The sequence below is a fragment of the Eubacterium sp. An11 genome, assembly GCF_002161065.1.
Taxonomy (GTDB): Bacteria; Bacillota; Clostridia; order Lachnospirales; family Lachnospiraceae; genus Anaerobutyricum; species Anaerobutyricum faecale.
In genome coordinates this window covers 1-16,067 of sequence record NZ_NFLV01000043.1, presented here as the reverse complement: position 1 = coordinate 16,067, position 16,067 = coordinate 1, and the positions used below count along the sequence as shown (strand labels likewise).

Sequence of the window (16,067 nt, the reverse complement as noted above, 5' to 3'; positions counted from 1 at the left end):
ACTCGGTTAATAAGTTTCTATGATTAGATAACAGAAGAAGGTGTTCTTCCTTCATCAGATGTTATCCTAAAATAATTATCATGTCTGACGGTTCCTGATAGACACCAGATAAAACATAAGGTATTATCCCTTAGGATGGGATAAAGAATGTATTCCCCCCTGGGAAGCTGAACTCTCAGCTGATACCTACAAGAAAGTCAATTAGTCCATTCGACAGGGTTTTATGTTTTAGCTGGTCGGGAGCCGGAAGGCTATACCTGTATAACACGCTAGGTTATGTACCTGCCAGATTGGAAATGGATTCCTATCAGAAAGGAGCTTTTGCTCATGTCAAACAAAGTTATTTTTAATCTGGATGAGTTATTCATCTCTGTTGGTATTGATGTCGGCGCTGACTTCTCATGGATGTCTATTGCTCTGCCTAACCAACAATTCGTAGGCAAACCTTATAAAATCCTACATAATAAAATGAGTTCCCTTACAACCGCTGTTTCTAAAATAAAAGAAGCAGAAGAGTTGTATTCCTTGGAAAGTCGCATTTTCCTGGAATCCACGGGAATTTATCATTACCCACTCTTCTGCTATCTTCGTGATAAGGGTTTTAACTGCTCGGTTATTAATCCTATCATCACTAAGAATAGCACAAATATCAACATACGAAAAGTACATAATGACCGTTTTGATTCCAAAAAAGCTGCTTTGGTTGGTTTGAAACCAGATTTAAAGGTTTCCCTTATGCCATCTGACCTTGCCCTCAACTGCCGTAACCTTTGTCGTGAATACTACGATTTAATGGATAACCGCAGCGCTTATGTAAATAAGCTTCAAGGTGAATTACGAATGGCTTTTCCTCAATATCTTGGCATTTTTTCCAAAGTTACTACCAATACATCTCTTACATTATTGGAAACTTATACGTCTCCATCTGCCTTTATCGCAGCAGACAGGCAGGAGATTATTGACACCATTAAATCTACTGCTCGCTTTGGGCTTGCATATGCCCAGAACAAGTATAATGCCATTATCCAGGCTGCAAATGAAGCGAATGACTTCGGTTACATCATTGACAGTAATATCAGACGTATCCGTCTGTATATTCGTTTTATTCGCAAATACGACGAAGAAATCGCCAGCATACTTGATGCCTTACATGAACTGGTTGATACAAACGAGGGTACTGATTTTGTAAGGCAGATCCATTTGATTGAAACTTTTAAAGGTTCAGGGTTCTTATCTGCCGTATCCCTCATGGGAGAGATTGGCGATTTCTCTGCTTTTTCAAAGCCAAAGCAGCTTTTTGCTTACTTTGGTCTTGATCCGGCCGTAAAACAATCCGGCAAATTTGAAGGCACCAAAATCCAAATGTCCAAAAGAGGATCTGCTATTGCCAGACGAGTAATCCACACACTGGCTTTACAAAGTATCAGTACATCCCGTACAGGAGAAGCCAAAAATCCGGTACTCCGTAATTACTATCTCAAAAAATGTGAATCCAAACCAAAACTTGTAGCAATGGGTGCTGTTTCACATAAAGTATGCAACATCATATTTGCAATACTCAGAGATAACAAGCCTTTTGAAATCATTACTCCTCAAGAGCATATCAAACAATACAATGCTGATAAATGCAACATAGCTGCATAAAATACTGCAAATCCAACGAATCAATATCTTTTTAAAAATGATATTATCACCAAGGGGAAAGTCTGCCCTTTTTTCTGATGAAAAATATTTTTCATTTATCTATTGACATTTATTAGCTGGACTCTTTTTTATACAAATCCTTCAGCTATATTGTTTATTAATTTTATTGTACTGTTGAATATATACTTCCACAAGATTGAAAAAATTATCAATAGTGATATGTGAAATAATATTTTCTCACAGCATTTTATGATTTTTGATTTTTATCTGCAGACTGTTTTCTAAACTTTTATGAGATATGCTATAATGACATAAAAAACTATAAAGAAAGAAGGAGCACAACATGGCACTCTCAACATCAAAAACAGCAGAGTTTCACACCCTGCTGCGCAACTATCGGGGAATTGTCGGAAATATGCGAATCGGCGGACTCTGGATTTCCTTTGATTCCTGTTTTTTTAATTATTATGATGACGACGATGAGATTCAATTCAACCTGGCCGGACAGGAAGGCATTGTCACCATTCCAACGGTGGAATCTTATGATAAACTTGGCGAGGACGAAGAGTTACTGGAAGACGCTGTTGCCGGATACACTGCCAGACTGAAGGGGGATATCACACTCACTGTCCATTGTTTTAACGCCAAAAATCACCCGGCATAAAATGCAAGTATTCATTATCGTATCATAAAACAACGAGACTTCGCCTGAAGTCTCGTTGTCTTAGTTATACATCATTTACTCTTATCATTGTTCCTGAATTTCATGTTTTTCCATGTATTTATCATTGGGAGCAAACGGCGCGCAGGTAATGATGTACTGAATATAATCATTCGTCGGGTTAGAACATTTATGAAATTCTCCCGGTTCCACATGGAACATCTGACCTTCTTCCACCATAGTTACAACCCCATCAATTTCCACCTGTAACGTTCCTTTCAATACGTAGAAATTTTCTTCCATTATGTGATGTTCGTGAGGTGCATATATTTCCCCCGGTCTGAGCTGACAAATACCAAAACTCGATCTCGGTCCCTGCATCAAATATTTAGGGCCATGATCACCATAACGATATTCTTTATCTTTTTCATCTACCACATACATTTTATTCTTCCTCCTGATCATAAAAAATGCCGATTTCTGTAAAACAAGAAAGGGGCCTGCAAAGCAGGATTCTCCGCCTGCAGCGGGTCGCAAAAGCGGTATCGTCCTATCTGCCGCAGTGCGATTCCCTCGGAGCGTTTTTTATTTCATAGGAACACAATTTCCTATGAAATAAAAAAACATCCGGAAACATATTAACTAATGCTTCCGGATGTCTTTCTATTCAGTGCGGATAACAAGACTTGAACTTGCATGAGCGATATTGCTCACTAGAACCTGAATCTAGCGCGTCTGCCAATTCCGCCATATCCGCTTACAAGAACAGATGATACCATAACTTTTTCTAAAATGCAAGTACTTTTTTCAATTTTTTTAAATTTTTGAGTTTTCTTATATTTTCTGAGAATATCCCCTTTTCTGACAACAAAAAACTCTGCGGCGTTTTCTGTGATTGCTGTCACTTTTTCGCCGCAGAGTATCGTTTTTTCAAAGCTTTTCTTACTCCGCTGCAGTATCTGCCTCCGCGGCTGTATCTGTCTCAGCAGCCGCTTCCGTGTCTGTGCTTCCTTCTACCACATTGGTGTAGCTTAATAAATTATTCATCAGCTTATTGTATAAGATATCAGAGCGGATCTCATCTTCCGTATAGTATTCCATGATCTCGTCTTCATCTTCATAACCGTAGTCATCAATATAGCTCTGAATCTCTGTCTGATATTCCTCGTCTGTCACAGTCAGGCCTTCTGCTTCCACAAGGAGATCCTGCACACACTGGCTCAACAGCGTACTCTGTGCGTAATCTTCCAGGGACATGCCATAGTATTCCTCAATGAAATCGTCGACGTCCATGCCAAAATATCCGGCCCACTCTTCGTTCTCGGCTGTGAGATTGGTCACTTCCTGGTCAATGACATCCTGAGGGAAATCCTTGATCTGTGTGCAGTTATCCACGATCTTATTCCAGAGATCGTTCTCTACTGTCTGCTCTACCTCACTGTTATAAGAATCCTCCAGCTCCTGTCTGGTCTGCTCCCTGTATTCTTCCACTGTATCGCAGTCCGTATTTTCACTGATGAACTCATCGGTGATCTCCGGTATCACTTCTTCTTCAATGGAGTTCACAGTTACTTCCATGGTGCAGTCCTTGCCGGCCACTTCGGTGTCATCATAATCATCCGGGAACGTAAAATTAATGGTGATGGTGTCACCGACCTTGGCGCCGGTCAGCTCCTCATCCAGATCATATGCGCCCTCGATACTGTATTCCTGGTCGCCAATCTGTGTATCCACATCAGTCTCGGAATAATCTTCGTTGACCTGGCCGTCGATGGTGCAGGTATAATCCATGTTGACATAATCATTCTCCTGCACAGTATCTCTGTCAGTAATCTCTTTATATTCCGCGTAATCTTCTGCCAGCAGTTCCACCTGTTCATCTACTTCTTCGTCTGTCACCTCCACAGGCGAGCTCTCCACGGTGAGTCCTTTATAATCTCCCAGTTTGACATACTCGCCGGCATCAATGTCAATATCGTGAATCTGCGCGGTCTCTCCGCCGGCCTCCGTCGTTGACTCCGGGGCATTATCCTTGGAATTACCGCAGCCGCCCAATGCCAGAAGAGCTGCGCCAAGTATCATTGCTGAAACAAATTTTCTCATAAATCATAACTCCTTATTTCTGATATGCAGCCGGATGCGCACTGCAGCCGGCTTTGATTTTTAGTTTTCCGGGCTGTATTTTCGTACGTTTTACTTTAACATTTTGCTCTGAAAAACTCAACAACCTTCACAAAAACTACATATATTGACTTTTAATCGTCACATTTCTGTGCGATGTCCGACGCATTTGCAAGGAAATATTCCTCTGCCTCCCGGTTCCAGACTCCATCGTTTTTATCCACGATCGCTGCCGGAATCTTATCATCCTTTATCTCCGGACAATTTTCGCCCGGCGATATCGGTTAAGACAGGCAAAAAGCTCCTGTTTTCTCGGAAGCACCGGATGTCCGCAGGAATAGTTTTGTGGAATAAATGTCTGCAGACCTTTTTTCTCAATCTGACGATACATATCGTCAAGAAGCGCGGAGATTGTCATTTTCTCACGCTGATTTGCCAGGATCCATCCCATGAGGTAGGCCAGTCCCACCGTCTGGCCGTCATCAGAGAGCTGCTCCAGATAGCGCACATCCACAGTCTCCCGGTCCAGCATCACTGTATCGGTTCCCATGGCTTTCATTTTCATTCTGCCGGCGCCAGCCGGTTTCAATGCCCGGGAAAAGTCCGGAAAAACAAGCGGACCCGCCGGATACTGTCCGCTGATGTGCTCTTCTTCACAAATATTCTTTGCCGTTCCGGTCACATCCTTTACTTCATAGCGATCCATCTGCAGCACGTGATCTGCCACAGACAGATAATCACCGGAGCTTCCCACCACGATCACAAAGGAAATGCCATGCCGCTCATAGAGCGCACGGATATGACGCAGCAGCGTCGTGATGGGTTCCCGGTCATCGGATACCAGCCGTGCCATCACCTTATCACGAATCATAAAGTTTGTGGCGGAGGTATCCTCATCCAGAAGCAGTAACCGGGATTCCGCTTCCAGAGCTTCCACCAGATTTGCCGCCTGGGAAGTGCTGCCGCTGGCGTTCTCCGTGGAGAAATCCGTGGTATCCTGTCCGTTTGGCAGATGATTGATAAACATGGAAATATCCGTGTGAAGCACACTTCTGCCATCCTCCGCCCGGATTTTCATGGCATGATCCCGGGAAACTACATACTCTCTGCCATCCCCGGCGATATGATTATAAACGCCCTGTTCCAGCGCTTTCAGCAGGGTGGATTTTCCATGGTAGCCTCCGCCCACAATGACAGTGATTCCCTCCGGAATTCCCATGCCGGTGATCGTTCCCTTATGGGGCAGACGTATTTCCGTCCTCAGAGTTTCCGGAGACCGGAATGCCACCGCTTCTTTCATAGGCAGATCAGAAATGCCGCTTTCCCGTGGAAGAACAGCTCCGTCAGCCACAAAGGCTGCCAGTTTTCTTTTTTCCAGTTCTTCTCTCAGCGCTTTCTGGTCATCCGCCAGAAAAATAGCTGCCTGCAGGCGTTTCCGGCTTCCAGCATCCCAACGGCCGTAAAACAGACAGCCGCCGGCCAGTTTTGGCAGGATATCAAAAAGCAGCCGGCTCATCTCATCGGCGAGAATGCTCCTTCCCCTGGCCGGAAATCCCATTTCAAAACGGAGCTCCATTTTATTTTCTGAAAAAACTACAGCAATCCGTTCCAGTACCTTCTGCCCGGTACGGCAGGTCGTGATTCTGCCGCTTTTGCCAGAGCCCTTGCTTCCTCTGTCCATTTTTCGGAGGAACCCGTTAAATCTTCGAAGTACCTGATCTTCCAGAGCCAGTTTCCGGTGTTTTTCTCTCCAGTATTCCTCCGGAAAGCCGTGATCCGCCTTTTTTATTTCAAACCGCAGCCGGGACGGGGAAGCGAAAGGGTCTCCCTGCACATGATCGATGTGCAGGACATATTTGCCACATTCGTAGGCTCCCGCCAAACTTTTATACATTCCATAACTTTTATGATCGATTCGCTGCAGCACCCGCCGCAGGTCTTCTAGTCTGTTCATATATTTCCTCTTTTCTATTCTGTCATCAGATAACTCCTGGTTTTTGTGGCAGCAGATCAACGCATCTTTTCTCTGGCTTTTGCTGCCCGTTCAGATATATTTATTTTCACTGCGCCTGCGTGCCAGTATTTCCTGCCGTATCCCGCAGCTTATAGAAATAAAAGCTCTGTACTTCCAGACTTCCGGACAACAGCCGGTCCACAGAAATCCAGTCTCCAAAAGCGCTGGTCGCCCGTTTCGGCAGGTAGTTAGAGTCAAGCAGAAGATATTTATCTTTCTTTTTACTGTAAGCGCCGATGACCACATAGTGTCCCTGCACATGAACAATAGCCACATCTCCTGCCTGCAGTTTTTCTTTCAGCACGTCAATACTTCCGCTCTTTCCATCCCAGGCAAAGTTATATTTTCTTCCAAACTTCTGACAAGCCGCCTTGAAGATACCGTCGTCAGTACCGCTGCCCACAATCCTGTAATTCTTTTCCACTGCGTAATCCGCCAGCTCCATCACATCCATATACTGGCCGGACAGAGAATACACCGCATTGACGGCGGCCAAAACGCCGCAGCCTGCCGTACCCATACTGCCTCCTCCGCCATATGGCGTACCGCACCACTGCGGGTCATATTGAGTAAATATCATAGGCTGCGCTTTATCCAGCATTTTTTCTGCGGCGCTGACTCTCCAATGACTGGCGTCGCTCTGGCGGTTCGTCACAAACACCAGCTCCCTGTTTTCATTTTGTGCCAGGAACAGGCGGCAGGCCGTGTTCTGTATGGCAAAAGAGCCGGTATTCCGGTTAAAATGGAACAAACCATAAGTCTCATCGGGTTCTGCCGTCCATACCGGTGTCCATGCAGCTGCGGTCTCGTTTTCTGTACCATCCTCTTCTGTTTTGCTTTCAGATGATGTTTTTTTAACATTCTCCGCAGTCTCTTCACCGCCGGAGGATGCTCTTTCTGCCGACAGGTACTGCCCGGTCTCCTGATTCAGTATATAATAGTTATTATCAGATACATAGACCAGCTCCATGGTATAGCTGTCATAGGAAACAAGACCACTCTGGCTGTTCAGAGCCGCGCCTCCGTCGGCATCATCGGCATAGCCGCACCAGAGCACATAAGTTCCATCAGCAAGTATCTGTTTTTCTCTCCCGTCATAAAGCAGACAGTTAGAAAATGCGTCGCTGGTCATCCACCCAATTTCATAACCATCCTTCGTCTCATAAATAACCTGGCGGCTTCCGCCTTCCCGGCTTACTACGATAATTCCTGTATATTTTTTGATATTGCCCCGCACCTCGTCAAAACTACTGTCCGTGTAGGCATACATGGCATCTCTGGTGGTGGCGTATACCGGCTCATAGTCCGGATCCTCCACAAAGATATCCACCGGAAACCAGCCGCTGCCTTGAGTATCGCCACTCACATAATCCCCATAAATACTATTTCCGTCCACCCGGTAAGCGGTAAGGCGCAGAGTCCCTCCGTCCACCTGACCAGTCTGCCTGGAAAGCGCGGCGTCACTGTATACATTTACCATATCATATTTGATAGAATGAGCAACCACCGGCCTCACATCCATATCCGTCGGAAACATGCGGGCAATCTGCTCGCCGTCAGCGTTGATTTTCTGCGCTGCAGCAGAGACAACTGCGCTGTTCCCACTGACCGCCGTTTCCGCCGCCACAGCGTCAGTCCGCACAGTCATCAGCGCCAGCACTCCAAAGGCCAGCAGCAGACACAGTTTGATATTAGCCAGAGCGTCCGCCAGGGCATTGTTCACCGGCTGTTTTTCTTCTTTTTTCATCTTCTTCATATAGTTCTGTACATCCTTTTTCGATACGCCGGCGCCTTCCCGTTTGCGCCGTTCCTCAAAGGCCTTCATGGACTCTTTATGCCCGCAGACACAGACAAACTTCTGATTATCTTTCTGGCCAATGAGTTCCATTCTTTTATGGCATACCGGACACCGGGCATTGGTAAGGCGGGAAACCCGTTCCCTGTAACCGCATTCTCTGTCCTGACACACCAGAAGTTTTCCCTGTTTGCCGTTGACGGCCAGCAACCGTTTGCCGCACTGCGGACAGTGCTTATTGGTCAGATTATCATGGCGGAACGTTCCTTCTCCGCCTTTAATCTTTTCGGTCAGTCCGGTGGCATAGGTGCGGATTTCTTTCATAAACGCATTCTGCCGCAATTTTCCTGCCGCTATATTAGAAAGCTTCATCTCCCATTGGGCTGTCAATTCCGGTTTTTTCAAATCCTCCGGCACCAGCTGCAACAACTGTTTCGCTTTACCTGTCATATGAATCTCATTTTCTTTTTTCTCAATGAGAAAAGATCGGAACAATTTATCGATGATATCCGCCCGGGTGGCCACGGTTCCCAGTCCGCCTGTCTCCTGCAGTGTTTTCGCTGCAGTTTTATCCTTACTCTGCATATATTTTACCGGATTTTCCATGGCCTGCAGAAGCGTTCCTTCCGTAAACCTTGCCGGAGGCTTCGTCTTACCTTCTGTCCGGTGAAGAGCCGGGCTTCCCAGCTTCTCGCCTTCTGTCCAGGCCGGAAGGACCCGCTCTGTGTCTCCGTCCTGATCGGTAAGTACCTCTTTATAGCCCGGCCGGAGCGGTACATTTCCTTTCACCTCAAAGGTCTCCCCTCCGCAATCCACCGTCACTGCCGTCTGTTCATATTCATAGGAAGGATACAGCATTGCCAGAAAACGCCGTACCACCAAATCAAAAATCTTTCTCTCATCCACCGAGAGCTGCGCCAGTATGACCGGCTGCTCCGTAGGGATAATCGCATGATGATCGGACACCTTCTTATTATTCACAAAGGACGGCCCTGTTTTTATTTTTCCTTTCAGGATACTGTTTGCATATGTCCGATAAGGGCCCACAGCCACCGCCGATACCCTCTCTTTTAACGTCTCCGCCACATCGGTGGTCAGATAACGGGAATCGGTTCTCGGATAGGTCAGAATCTTATGATGTTCATACAAACTCTGCATGAGATTCAGAGTCTGTTTTGCGGAAAAGCCAAACCTCTGATTGGCATCCCTCTGCAGGGTCGTCAGATCATATAATCCATCCAGATGGGAAGTCTTCTTTGTCTTTTTGACTGAGATCACTTTTCCCTCCGCATTCCTGGCCCGGTCATAAGCCCGGTCTCTTGATTCCTTAGAAAATACTGAAGAACTCCCGCTTCCTTTTTCCTTCCACGTAAATGTGACGCTTTTCCAGCCTGCCTGCAGCCCGTAATACGGCTTTGGAACAAAATGACGGATTTCTTCTTCTCTCGCTGCAATCATGGCAAGGGTCGGCGTCTGCACCCGTCCGCAGGAAAGCTGCGCATTATATTTGCAGGTCAGCGCCCGGGTGGCGTTGATTCCCACCAGCCAGTCCGCTTCGGCCCGGGCTACCGCTGCCCTGTAGAGATTGTCATATTCCTTCGCATCTTTCAGATGAGCAAATCCCTCCCGGATTGCCTTGTCTGTCACTGATGAAATCCACAGCCGCTTCAGCGGCTTCTTACAGCCGGCTTTTACCAGGATCCATCTGGCCACCAGCTCTCCCTCCCGTCCGGCATCGGTGGCAATGATCACCTCAGAAATGTCTTTTCTTTCCAGCTGATTTTTCACCGCCTGGAACTGTCCTCTGGTCTGCGGGATCACCACCAGTTTCAGATGCTCCGGCATCATAGGCAGATCTTCCATCCGCCAGGTTTTCAGCTTCTTGTCATATCCCTCCGGGTCTGCCAGGGTCACCAGATGTCCCAGCCCCCAGGTAACCACATATTTGTCACCTTCGATATAATTTTTCGTCTGTTTTTTACAGCCCAGCACCCGGGCAATATCCCTTGCCACCGAAGGCTTTTCTGCCAATACTAATTTCTTCATTTTCATTCTCCGCTGTTCTTTCTATATATAATATAAATATTTCCCGAAATTTCCCCATCTACTTTACATTTTACAAAATATATGCTTTCCTGACATTCTTTCATTATACATGAATTTCATTTCTTTTCCAACACTCATGTGTTATGCCGGTCCAACAGGTGTGCCCGGGGATTTTTATGATGGTTTTATGGATGCAAAAAAGGAGGAGAGAACTCTCGTTCTCTCCCCGATCATTTCAACGTATTTATTCAATCTGTATAATAATCGATGTAATATCTGACTTTTTACCGCTTCCGCCCATCTTATTCTTCCACTGTCACAATCACACGCTGATAGTGTTTCATACCGTGGGCTCCATTGTCTTCCACTTCAATAATCATATGGATAGTATCGCCAGCTTCTGCATCCTCCGGTACCACAAAGCTTACAGTATCTGTGGAAGCGCCAATTGCAGAAAGACTTCCATCTTCCTCACCGTCATAAGTGTCCGCCTCAAAATACTGCCACCATTTATATGTCAGGTGATCTCCATCCGGATCTGTTGCCTTAGCGTGAAGTTTAATCCTTTCTCCCGGTGCTGCCGTGAGATCAAGCCCCTCTTTCACAGAAACTGTTGGCCTGTGGTTGGCATCTTCATAGGAATCCACACACCAGTCTGCTCTTGCTGCGAAATCATCCTGAATATCATCAAACCAGCGGGTGAGGGTATAATTGCCATCCATCTTGTCGTCGCCCTCTTTATATGGATTATAATCCTTCACAATATTCCGGTAAGCGCCGTCGGTATCAATGCCGAAACGTCCGCCCCAGCCGCCGTAAGTCGGGTCTTCCAGACTTCTTAAACCGGTATCCAGCAGATAGAAGAAAGATGGAGAATCTCCCTCAGAAATAAAATCATACCGGTTATACTGTGGATTATTGATCAGATATTCTTCGGATCCTCTCTGCTCATTATCTAATTCTCCCGGAAGAAGAGTACCGTCGCCCATCAGATGATAGCCGTCCAGTAACGGACCGTGACTGGTTTTGATATTCTCATAATTCCAGTCTCCCTGCAGACGGGTAGTCAGCTCCGGCTCCACTCTTTTCCACATGTAAGCAAATCTCCAGAACGTTCCGGTATCATGGATAATACTGATATCCGGCCAGTTTACAGCGATATACTTTTCAAATGTATCATCCTGACTAAGAATAATATAAATCACTGCTTTTTCACAGATCTTATTATAAATCTCATCCCACTGCGGGGTGCCTTTGTACTGCTGCTCAATATCATACAGGGCTCTGGCTGTGGTATTAGTTCCGCCCCAGGTCTGAATATAAAGAGTTCTCTCGTCATCATCCAGAAGAATGTCTTTCAGGAAGTCAGACCCTTCTGTAGGCTCTTCCATATCTCCTACATTTTTGATATTTCCAATCTTTGTGATACTCTTCAAATATCCTGGTTCCGGATATCCGTCCGCGTTCTCGCAGAGATTTGGATATACCTCTTCATATCTGTCCAAAACGTTATAAATCCACTCTTTTCCTGTCCAGCGGTACGGTTCCACCACTGTGCCATCCTTCATGGTGCCGCCGGCATAATGATATGTAGAGCTTGTCATGATGATGCCTGCAATGTCCATCTCATTGGCGTACAACATCAGCCGCATAAAGGAATCCTGGTCGTCCACTTCACCGTCTGTAGTGACCACGGTCCGTACCTTTCCGGTATTAGCAGTCTCATATGCCACCGTCACATTCACTTTGGCCGTTACGCCGCTGCCATCCTGAGCAGCGATAGTGATGACCGTTTCTCCGCCCTTTTTGGCTGTGACAACACCCTTATTGTTGACCTCTGCCACCTTGGTGTCTGAACTGGTAAATGTAAGTGTTTTATTGGTGGCGTTGGCCGGAGCTACTGTCGTCTCAATCGTAAAGGTATCTCCCACCTTCATGGACTGTTCCGCTGTGTTCGTGGTAATTCCTGACACTTTCACATCCGGTACTGACGTTTCCGGCGTTGTTGATGTTGTCGGCGTTTCCGGTGTCATTGGGTTTGTTGGCGTTGTTGGAGTTGTTGGCGTCGTTGGAGTTGTTGCCGCTGCTTTTACGGTAACACGGCTTTTCAGTGTGTACGCCTTTCCTTTTTTCGGTTTGATCTTAATTTTGATCGTTGCTTTTCCAGGCTTCTTGCCTTTTACAACACCTTTTTTATTCACCTTAGCCACTTTCTTATTCGTGCTCTTCCAGGTGATCTTGGCGCCAGCCGGTTTTCTCGTTAATTTCAGCTTTTTCTTCTGTCCCACTGAAATCGTCACTTTGGCCGGCTTCACAGCAGCTTTCTTTGCCTTTGCCTCCGCCGGCTAATACGGGATCATACCGATGACAAGCATAGCAGACAAACCGGCTGCAGCCCACGTTTTCCATGTTTTTGTCATGTTATTCTCTCCTCCTTTTGTGAATTTTTCTAAGATAAGAAAATCATAACATGGCAAAATACACAAAAATATAAGTAAACCGCACGTATTTTATACATTTCCGACAATTTATTTCTGGCTGTTCTTCCAGATTTCAAATTGCTTTTTCTTTTCCGCAATCACCTCATCCAAACCGTGTTCTTTCATCTCGGAGAGCATCCGGGACAGTCCCTGTTCCGGATTGACCATACCACTTTCCAGAATCGGTTTGTACGTATTGTAGATTTCTTCCAGCTCCAGATATTGTTTTGACACAGGAAAAATATTAAAATTAAATCCGATTTCACAACTTTTCAGCGCATTTTCATTCCAGCGGCGCATCTCTTCCCATAAATCCGGCGGATTTCCTTCCCACACGTAAGTAATAAACTGGTTGGGCAGTCTCCAGGCATTTCCATAATAGGGATTGGAATCTTTTCCTTCCGGCAGCGTGATGAAACCGTCTTTTGTCTTCACATAATCTGTACCCTCGATACCATAGGACAATAGATTCATGATATCCGCGTCTTTATATAAAAGATTCAGAAGCTTCATAGACAATTCTTCCGAAACCGTATTTTTAGTAATCATCCACGGGTAAGCGGCCATACTATTATAACTGATGGCAGTCTCACCAAACTGAACGATCTCCAGCTCCCGTCCGCATTTCAGGGTTTCCTGCATTTTGATTCCAGGCTTATTCTTCACCGCCATGGCAAAGGCTGTGCCATTCCGGATCATTCCCGTGGCTCCTGTGGCGCTCTCCAGAATGTTTTGACCAAGATATCCTTTCAGATACCACTTGCGCACTCTCCGTAATTGCTGCCGGTATTCCTTCGTCTCAAAAATGTTGACGACTTCCTCGTCCTGTCCATAGTTGGTATGACCTCCTGCCGGAAAACTGTTGATTCCGTCGGCCAGGGCAAAATTAGAAAACATGGAACCGCTGCAGGCCAGAGGAACCATACCCGGCTCTTTTTCCAGTATCATATCAAAAATCTTCTCCAGATCTTCTATGCTCCTGATATCCTCCACCCGGATATCATACTTATCGAGAATATCTTTTCTCAGAGCATAGGAGTCCCATCCGGCGGCATAGTCCCGGTTATTGGGCAGACCATAAAGAACCCCGCCGATCCGGCAGCAGTCGATATAGTCCATCCCCACCGCATCAATAATGTCCTGTCCGTATTTTTCCAGCAGATCCTCCAGATCGCAGAGCTGGCGATTGATGTACATTTTCATAAAGAGCGTATTAGAGGCACACAAAATATCCACATGTTCACCGCCTGTCAGCATCAGCTCCACCGTGTTGTTATAGTCATCACCGATGATTTTAAAATCCACTTCCACTCCCAGCTTTTTTCTGGTAATCTTGTTGATTTCTTCTTCCACCAGGGCAAAGCCTTCGGTATCTCCGTAGGAGCCGGCGTTGACGACAACCAGCCTCGGATACTCTTTTGTTTGCTCTGTAGATGTTTCGGAGGCGCCCGACGGCGCACAGGCGCCGAGCGCCACGCTGATTCCCATCATCCACAGACTGACCATCATATATTTTATCACCCGCTTTTTCCTATGCTTCATGCTCCTCCACCTCCATACTCACAGGGAGAACAATCGTAACCAACGCTCCTCTTTTGGAATTGGAAAATAAGATTTCCGCCCCTCCCTGATACATAATCTGCAGACGTTTCACAACATTTTTTATTCCGATATGTTCCACACCATTTTTCACGATAGCTTCACCTCTCCGCAGATGCATCAGAAGTTCCGGTGAAAATCCTTCCCCGCTGTCCTCCACTTCCATATGAATCCGATTTCCTTCTTTCTCCACGGAGACATAAATATTCAGAAGTTCATCGGGACTCATTTGATGCTTCACCGAATTCTCCACAAAGGTCTGAATAATCATGTTGGGCACTTCATATCCCAGCAATGTTTCGTCCGCTGACAGATGGAGAGACAGCTGCTTTTCATAACGGATCTGCTGCAAAGCCACATAGTTTTTCACGTGATTGAGTTCCTCTCCCAGAGAAATTTTGACTCTTGTGGACAAATCGTATCGAATATTTTTGCTTAACAGCGTTGTGAACTGCTCGGCTTTCTCTATATCGCCTATTACCAAAAGACTGCGAATGGTATTCATGCAGTTGGTCAGAAAATGAGGATTGATCTGATGCTGTAGATATTGCAGTTCCACAGATTGTTTCTCCAGCTGTTTCTCATAGACTGTAATTTTCAGTTTTTTTATTTTTTCCGCCATCCGGTCGAAGTTGTCATTGAGCAGAGTAAACTCATAAATGGCGCTGCTGTTATCCATCCGGACGTCAAAATCGCCTTCCTGCATCTTGATCATAGCGTCTTTGAGCGAATGCATCGGCTGGATAAAATACTGGGTCAATTTCTGAAAAATAATAAAAAGTAATATCCCGGACAAAAGCAAAACCACAGATACCAACAGATATGGATTAGAGAGAAATGTATATATTCTGCTGTTGGGCAGTTTCAGGCAGAGCGCCACCCGGTACTCCTGTTTTGGCCTGATGAGCTGATACGGGGTCTCTTTTGTACCCCCTTCCCGAAGAAAATCCTGTTCAGTCTGGCCTTCGCCCTCATTTTGACGCATTTCTCCGTCCACACACAAATACAGATGATGATAATCCTGCGGCAGGACTTGTCTCATATTCTGGAAAATCACTTCCGTATCAATCCAGCCTACCATATAGGTATTTCTGTTTTCCAATACCCGTACGAGATAATTTTTCCCGTCCATATCATAGAAAAACCAATCCGCCGGATTTTTTCGGTGCATCCACTCAATCACACGGTTCACATGAAACGAAATATTTTTTCCAAAAACATCTCCGTCATTTTTTATCATGGAAACTCTTGTATCTATGCCTGGCGCATACCACACGGCACCGGAAAGATGATCCATATGTCTGGTCTCCTCCACAAAAGATTTCTCCATACGGATTTCCGCCAGATATCTGTCCAGTTCTGTACCGCTCTGCAAAATTTCCCGCACGTTTCCCTCAATCATAATAGACGACAACATGAAATCATCAATCAATTTCAGTTCTTCTTCCAGATTAACAGAATACATTTCCAGCACCGACGCAAAGGAATACTGTCTCTCCCGCCTCAGTGTTCTGGCAATCACTATGCTGCCAGTGATTGCCGCGCACTCAAAAATGACCATTAAAAAAATAATAATGGTCATCACAAATCTGATATGCTCCCTTCTGGGTAGACAAGTGAAATAATAAAAACTTGTCACTTAGGAGGGAGTATATTTTATGCCTAAAAAGAAAATATCTGTTGAAGATAAGCTATATGCTGTAAATC

The 16,067-nt window shown here is 45.6% G+C and carries 8 protein-coding genes, 1 tRNA gene and 1 pseudogene; 2 read left to right on the top strand and 8 right to left on the bottom strand.

Annotated elements, in window-relative coordinates:
* Positions 1-327 precede the first annotated feature (327 nt).
* A complete protein-coding gene (locus B5E53_RS17470; RefSeq protein WP_087317351.1) occupies positions 328-1,644 on the top strand; it encodes an IS110 family transposase in 1,317 nt (438 codons plus the stop codon).
* Positions 1,645-1,987: 343 nt separating this feature from the next.
* Positions 1,988-2,308 (top strand): hypothetical protein, encoded by a 321-nt coding sequence (locus tag B5E53_RS17465; protein ID WP_087317349.1) that lies wholly within the window; start codon positions 1,988-1,990, stop codon positions 2,306-2,308.
* An 84-nt stretch (positions 2,309-2,392) separates the two neighbouring features.
* On the opposite strand, the gene B5E53_RS17460 is transcribed toward B5E53_RS17465, so the two are convergent.
* The 8 genes and pseudogenes from B5E53_RS17460 to B5E53_RS17425 all read right to left on the bottom strand — a co-directional run bounded on the left by B5E53_RS17460 (position 2,393) and on the right by B5E53_RS17425 (position 15,942).
* On the bottom strand, positions 2,393-2,749 hold the full coding sequence (locus B5E53_RS17460) for a cupin domain-containing protein (RefSeq protein WP_087317347.1): 357 nt from the start codon (positions 2,747-2,749) through the stop codon (positions 2,393-2,395).
* 227 nt (positions 2,750-2,976) lie between these two features.
* A tRNA-Leu gene (locus B5E53_RS17455) sits at positions 2,977-3,062 on the bottom strand.
* A gap of 185 nt (positions 3,063-3,247) precedes the next feature.
* On the bottom strand, positions 3,248-4,408 hold the full coding sequence (gene tig / locus B5E53_RS17450; RefSeq protein ID WP_087317345.1) for a trigger factor: 1,161 nt from the start codon (positions 4,406-4,408) through the stop codon (positions 3,248-3,250).
* 268 nt (positions 4,409-4,676) lie between these two features.
* Entirely contained in the window at positions 4,677-6,380 is a 1,704-nt protein-coding gene (locus B5E53_RS17445; RefSeq protein WP_087317343.1) for an ABC-ATPase domain-containing protein, read from the bottom strand.
* Positions 6,381-8,121: 1,741 nt separating this feature from the next.
* Positions 8,122-10,281, bottom strand: a pseudogene (locus tag B5E53_RS19880) (DNA topoisomerase III); the annotation flags it as partial.
* Between the two features lie 302 nt (positions 10,282-10,583).
* Positions 10,584-12,596: a nucleoside hydrolase-like domain-containing protein gene (locus B5E53_RS17435; RefSeq protein ID WP_087317339.1), complete on the bottom strand. Its 2,013-nt coding sequence runs from the start codon at positions 12,594-12,596 to the stop codon at positions 10,584-10,586.
* 213 nt (positions 12,597-12,809) lie between these two features.
* A complete protein-coding gene (locus B5E53_RS17430) occupies positions 12,810-14,303 on the bottom strand; it encodes an ABC transporter substrate-binding protein (protein WP_087317337.1) in 1,494 nt (497 codons plus the stop codon).
* The gene (locus B5E53_RS17425; RefSeq protein ID WP_087317335.1) at positions 14,293-15,942 is read right to left on the bottom strand and encodes a histidine kinase; all 1,650 of its coding nucleotides are present in this window, start codon (positions 15,940-15,942) and stop codon (positions 14,293-14,295) included. The genes B5E53_RS17430 and B5E53_RS17425 overlap by 11 nt, the downstream gene beginning before the upstream one ends.
* Positions 15,943-16,067 lie beyond the last annotated feature (125 nt).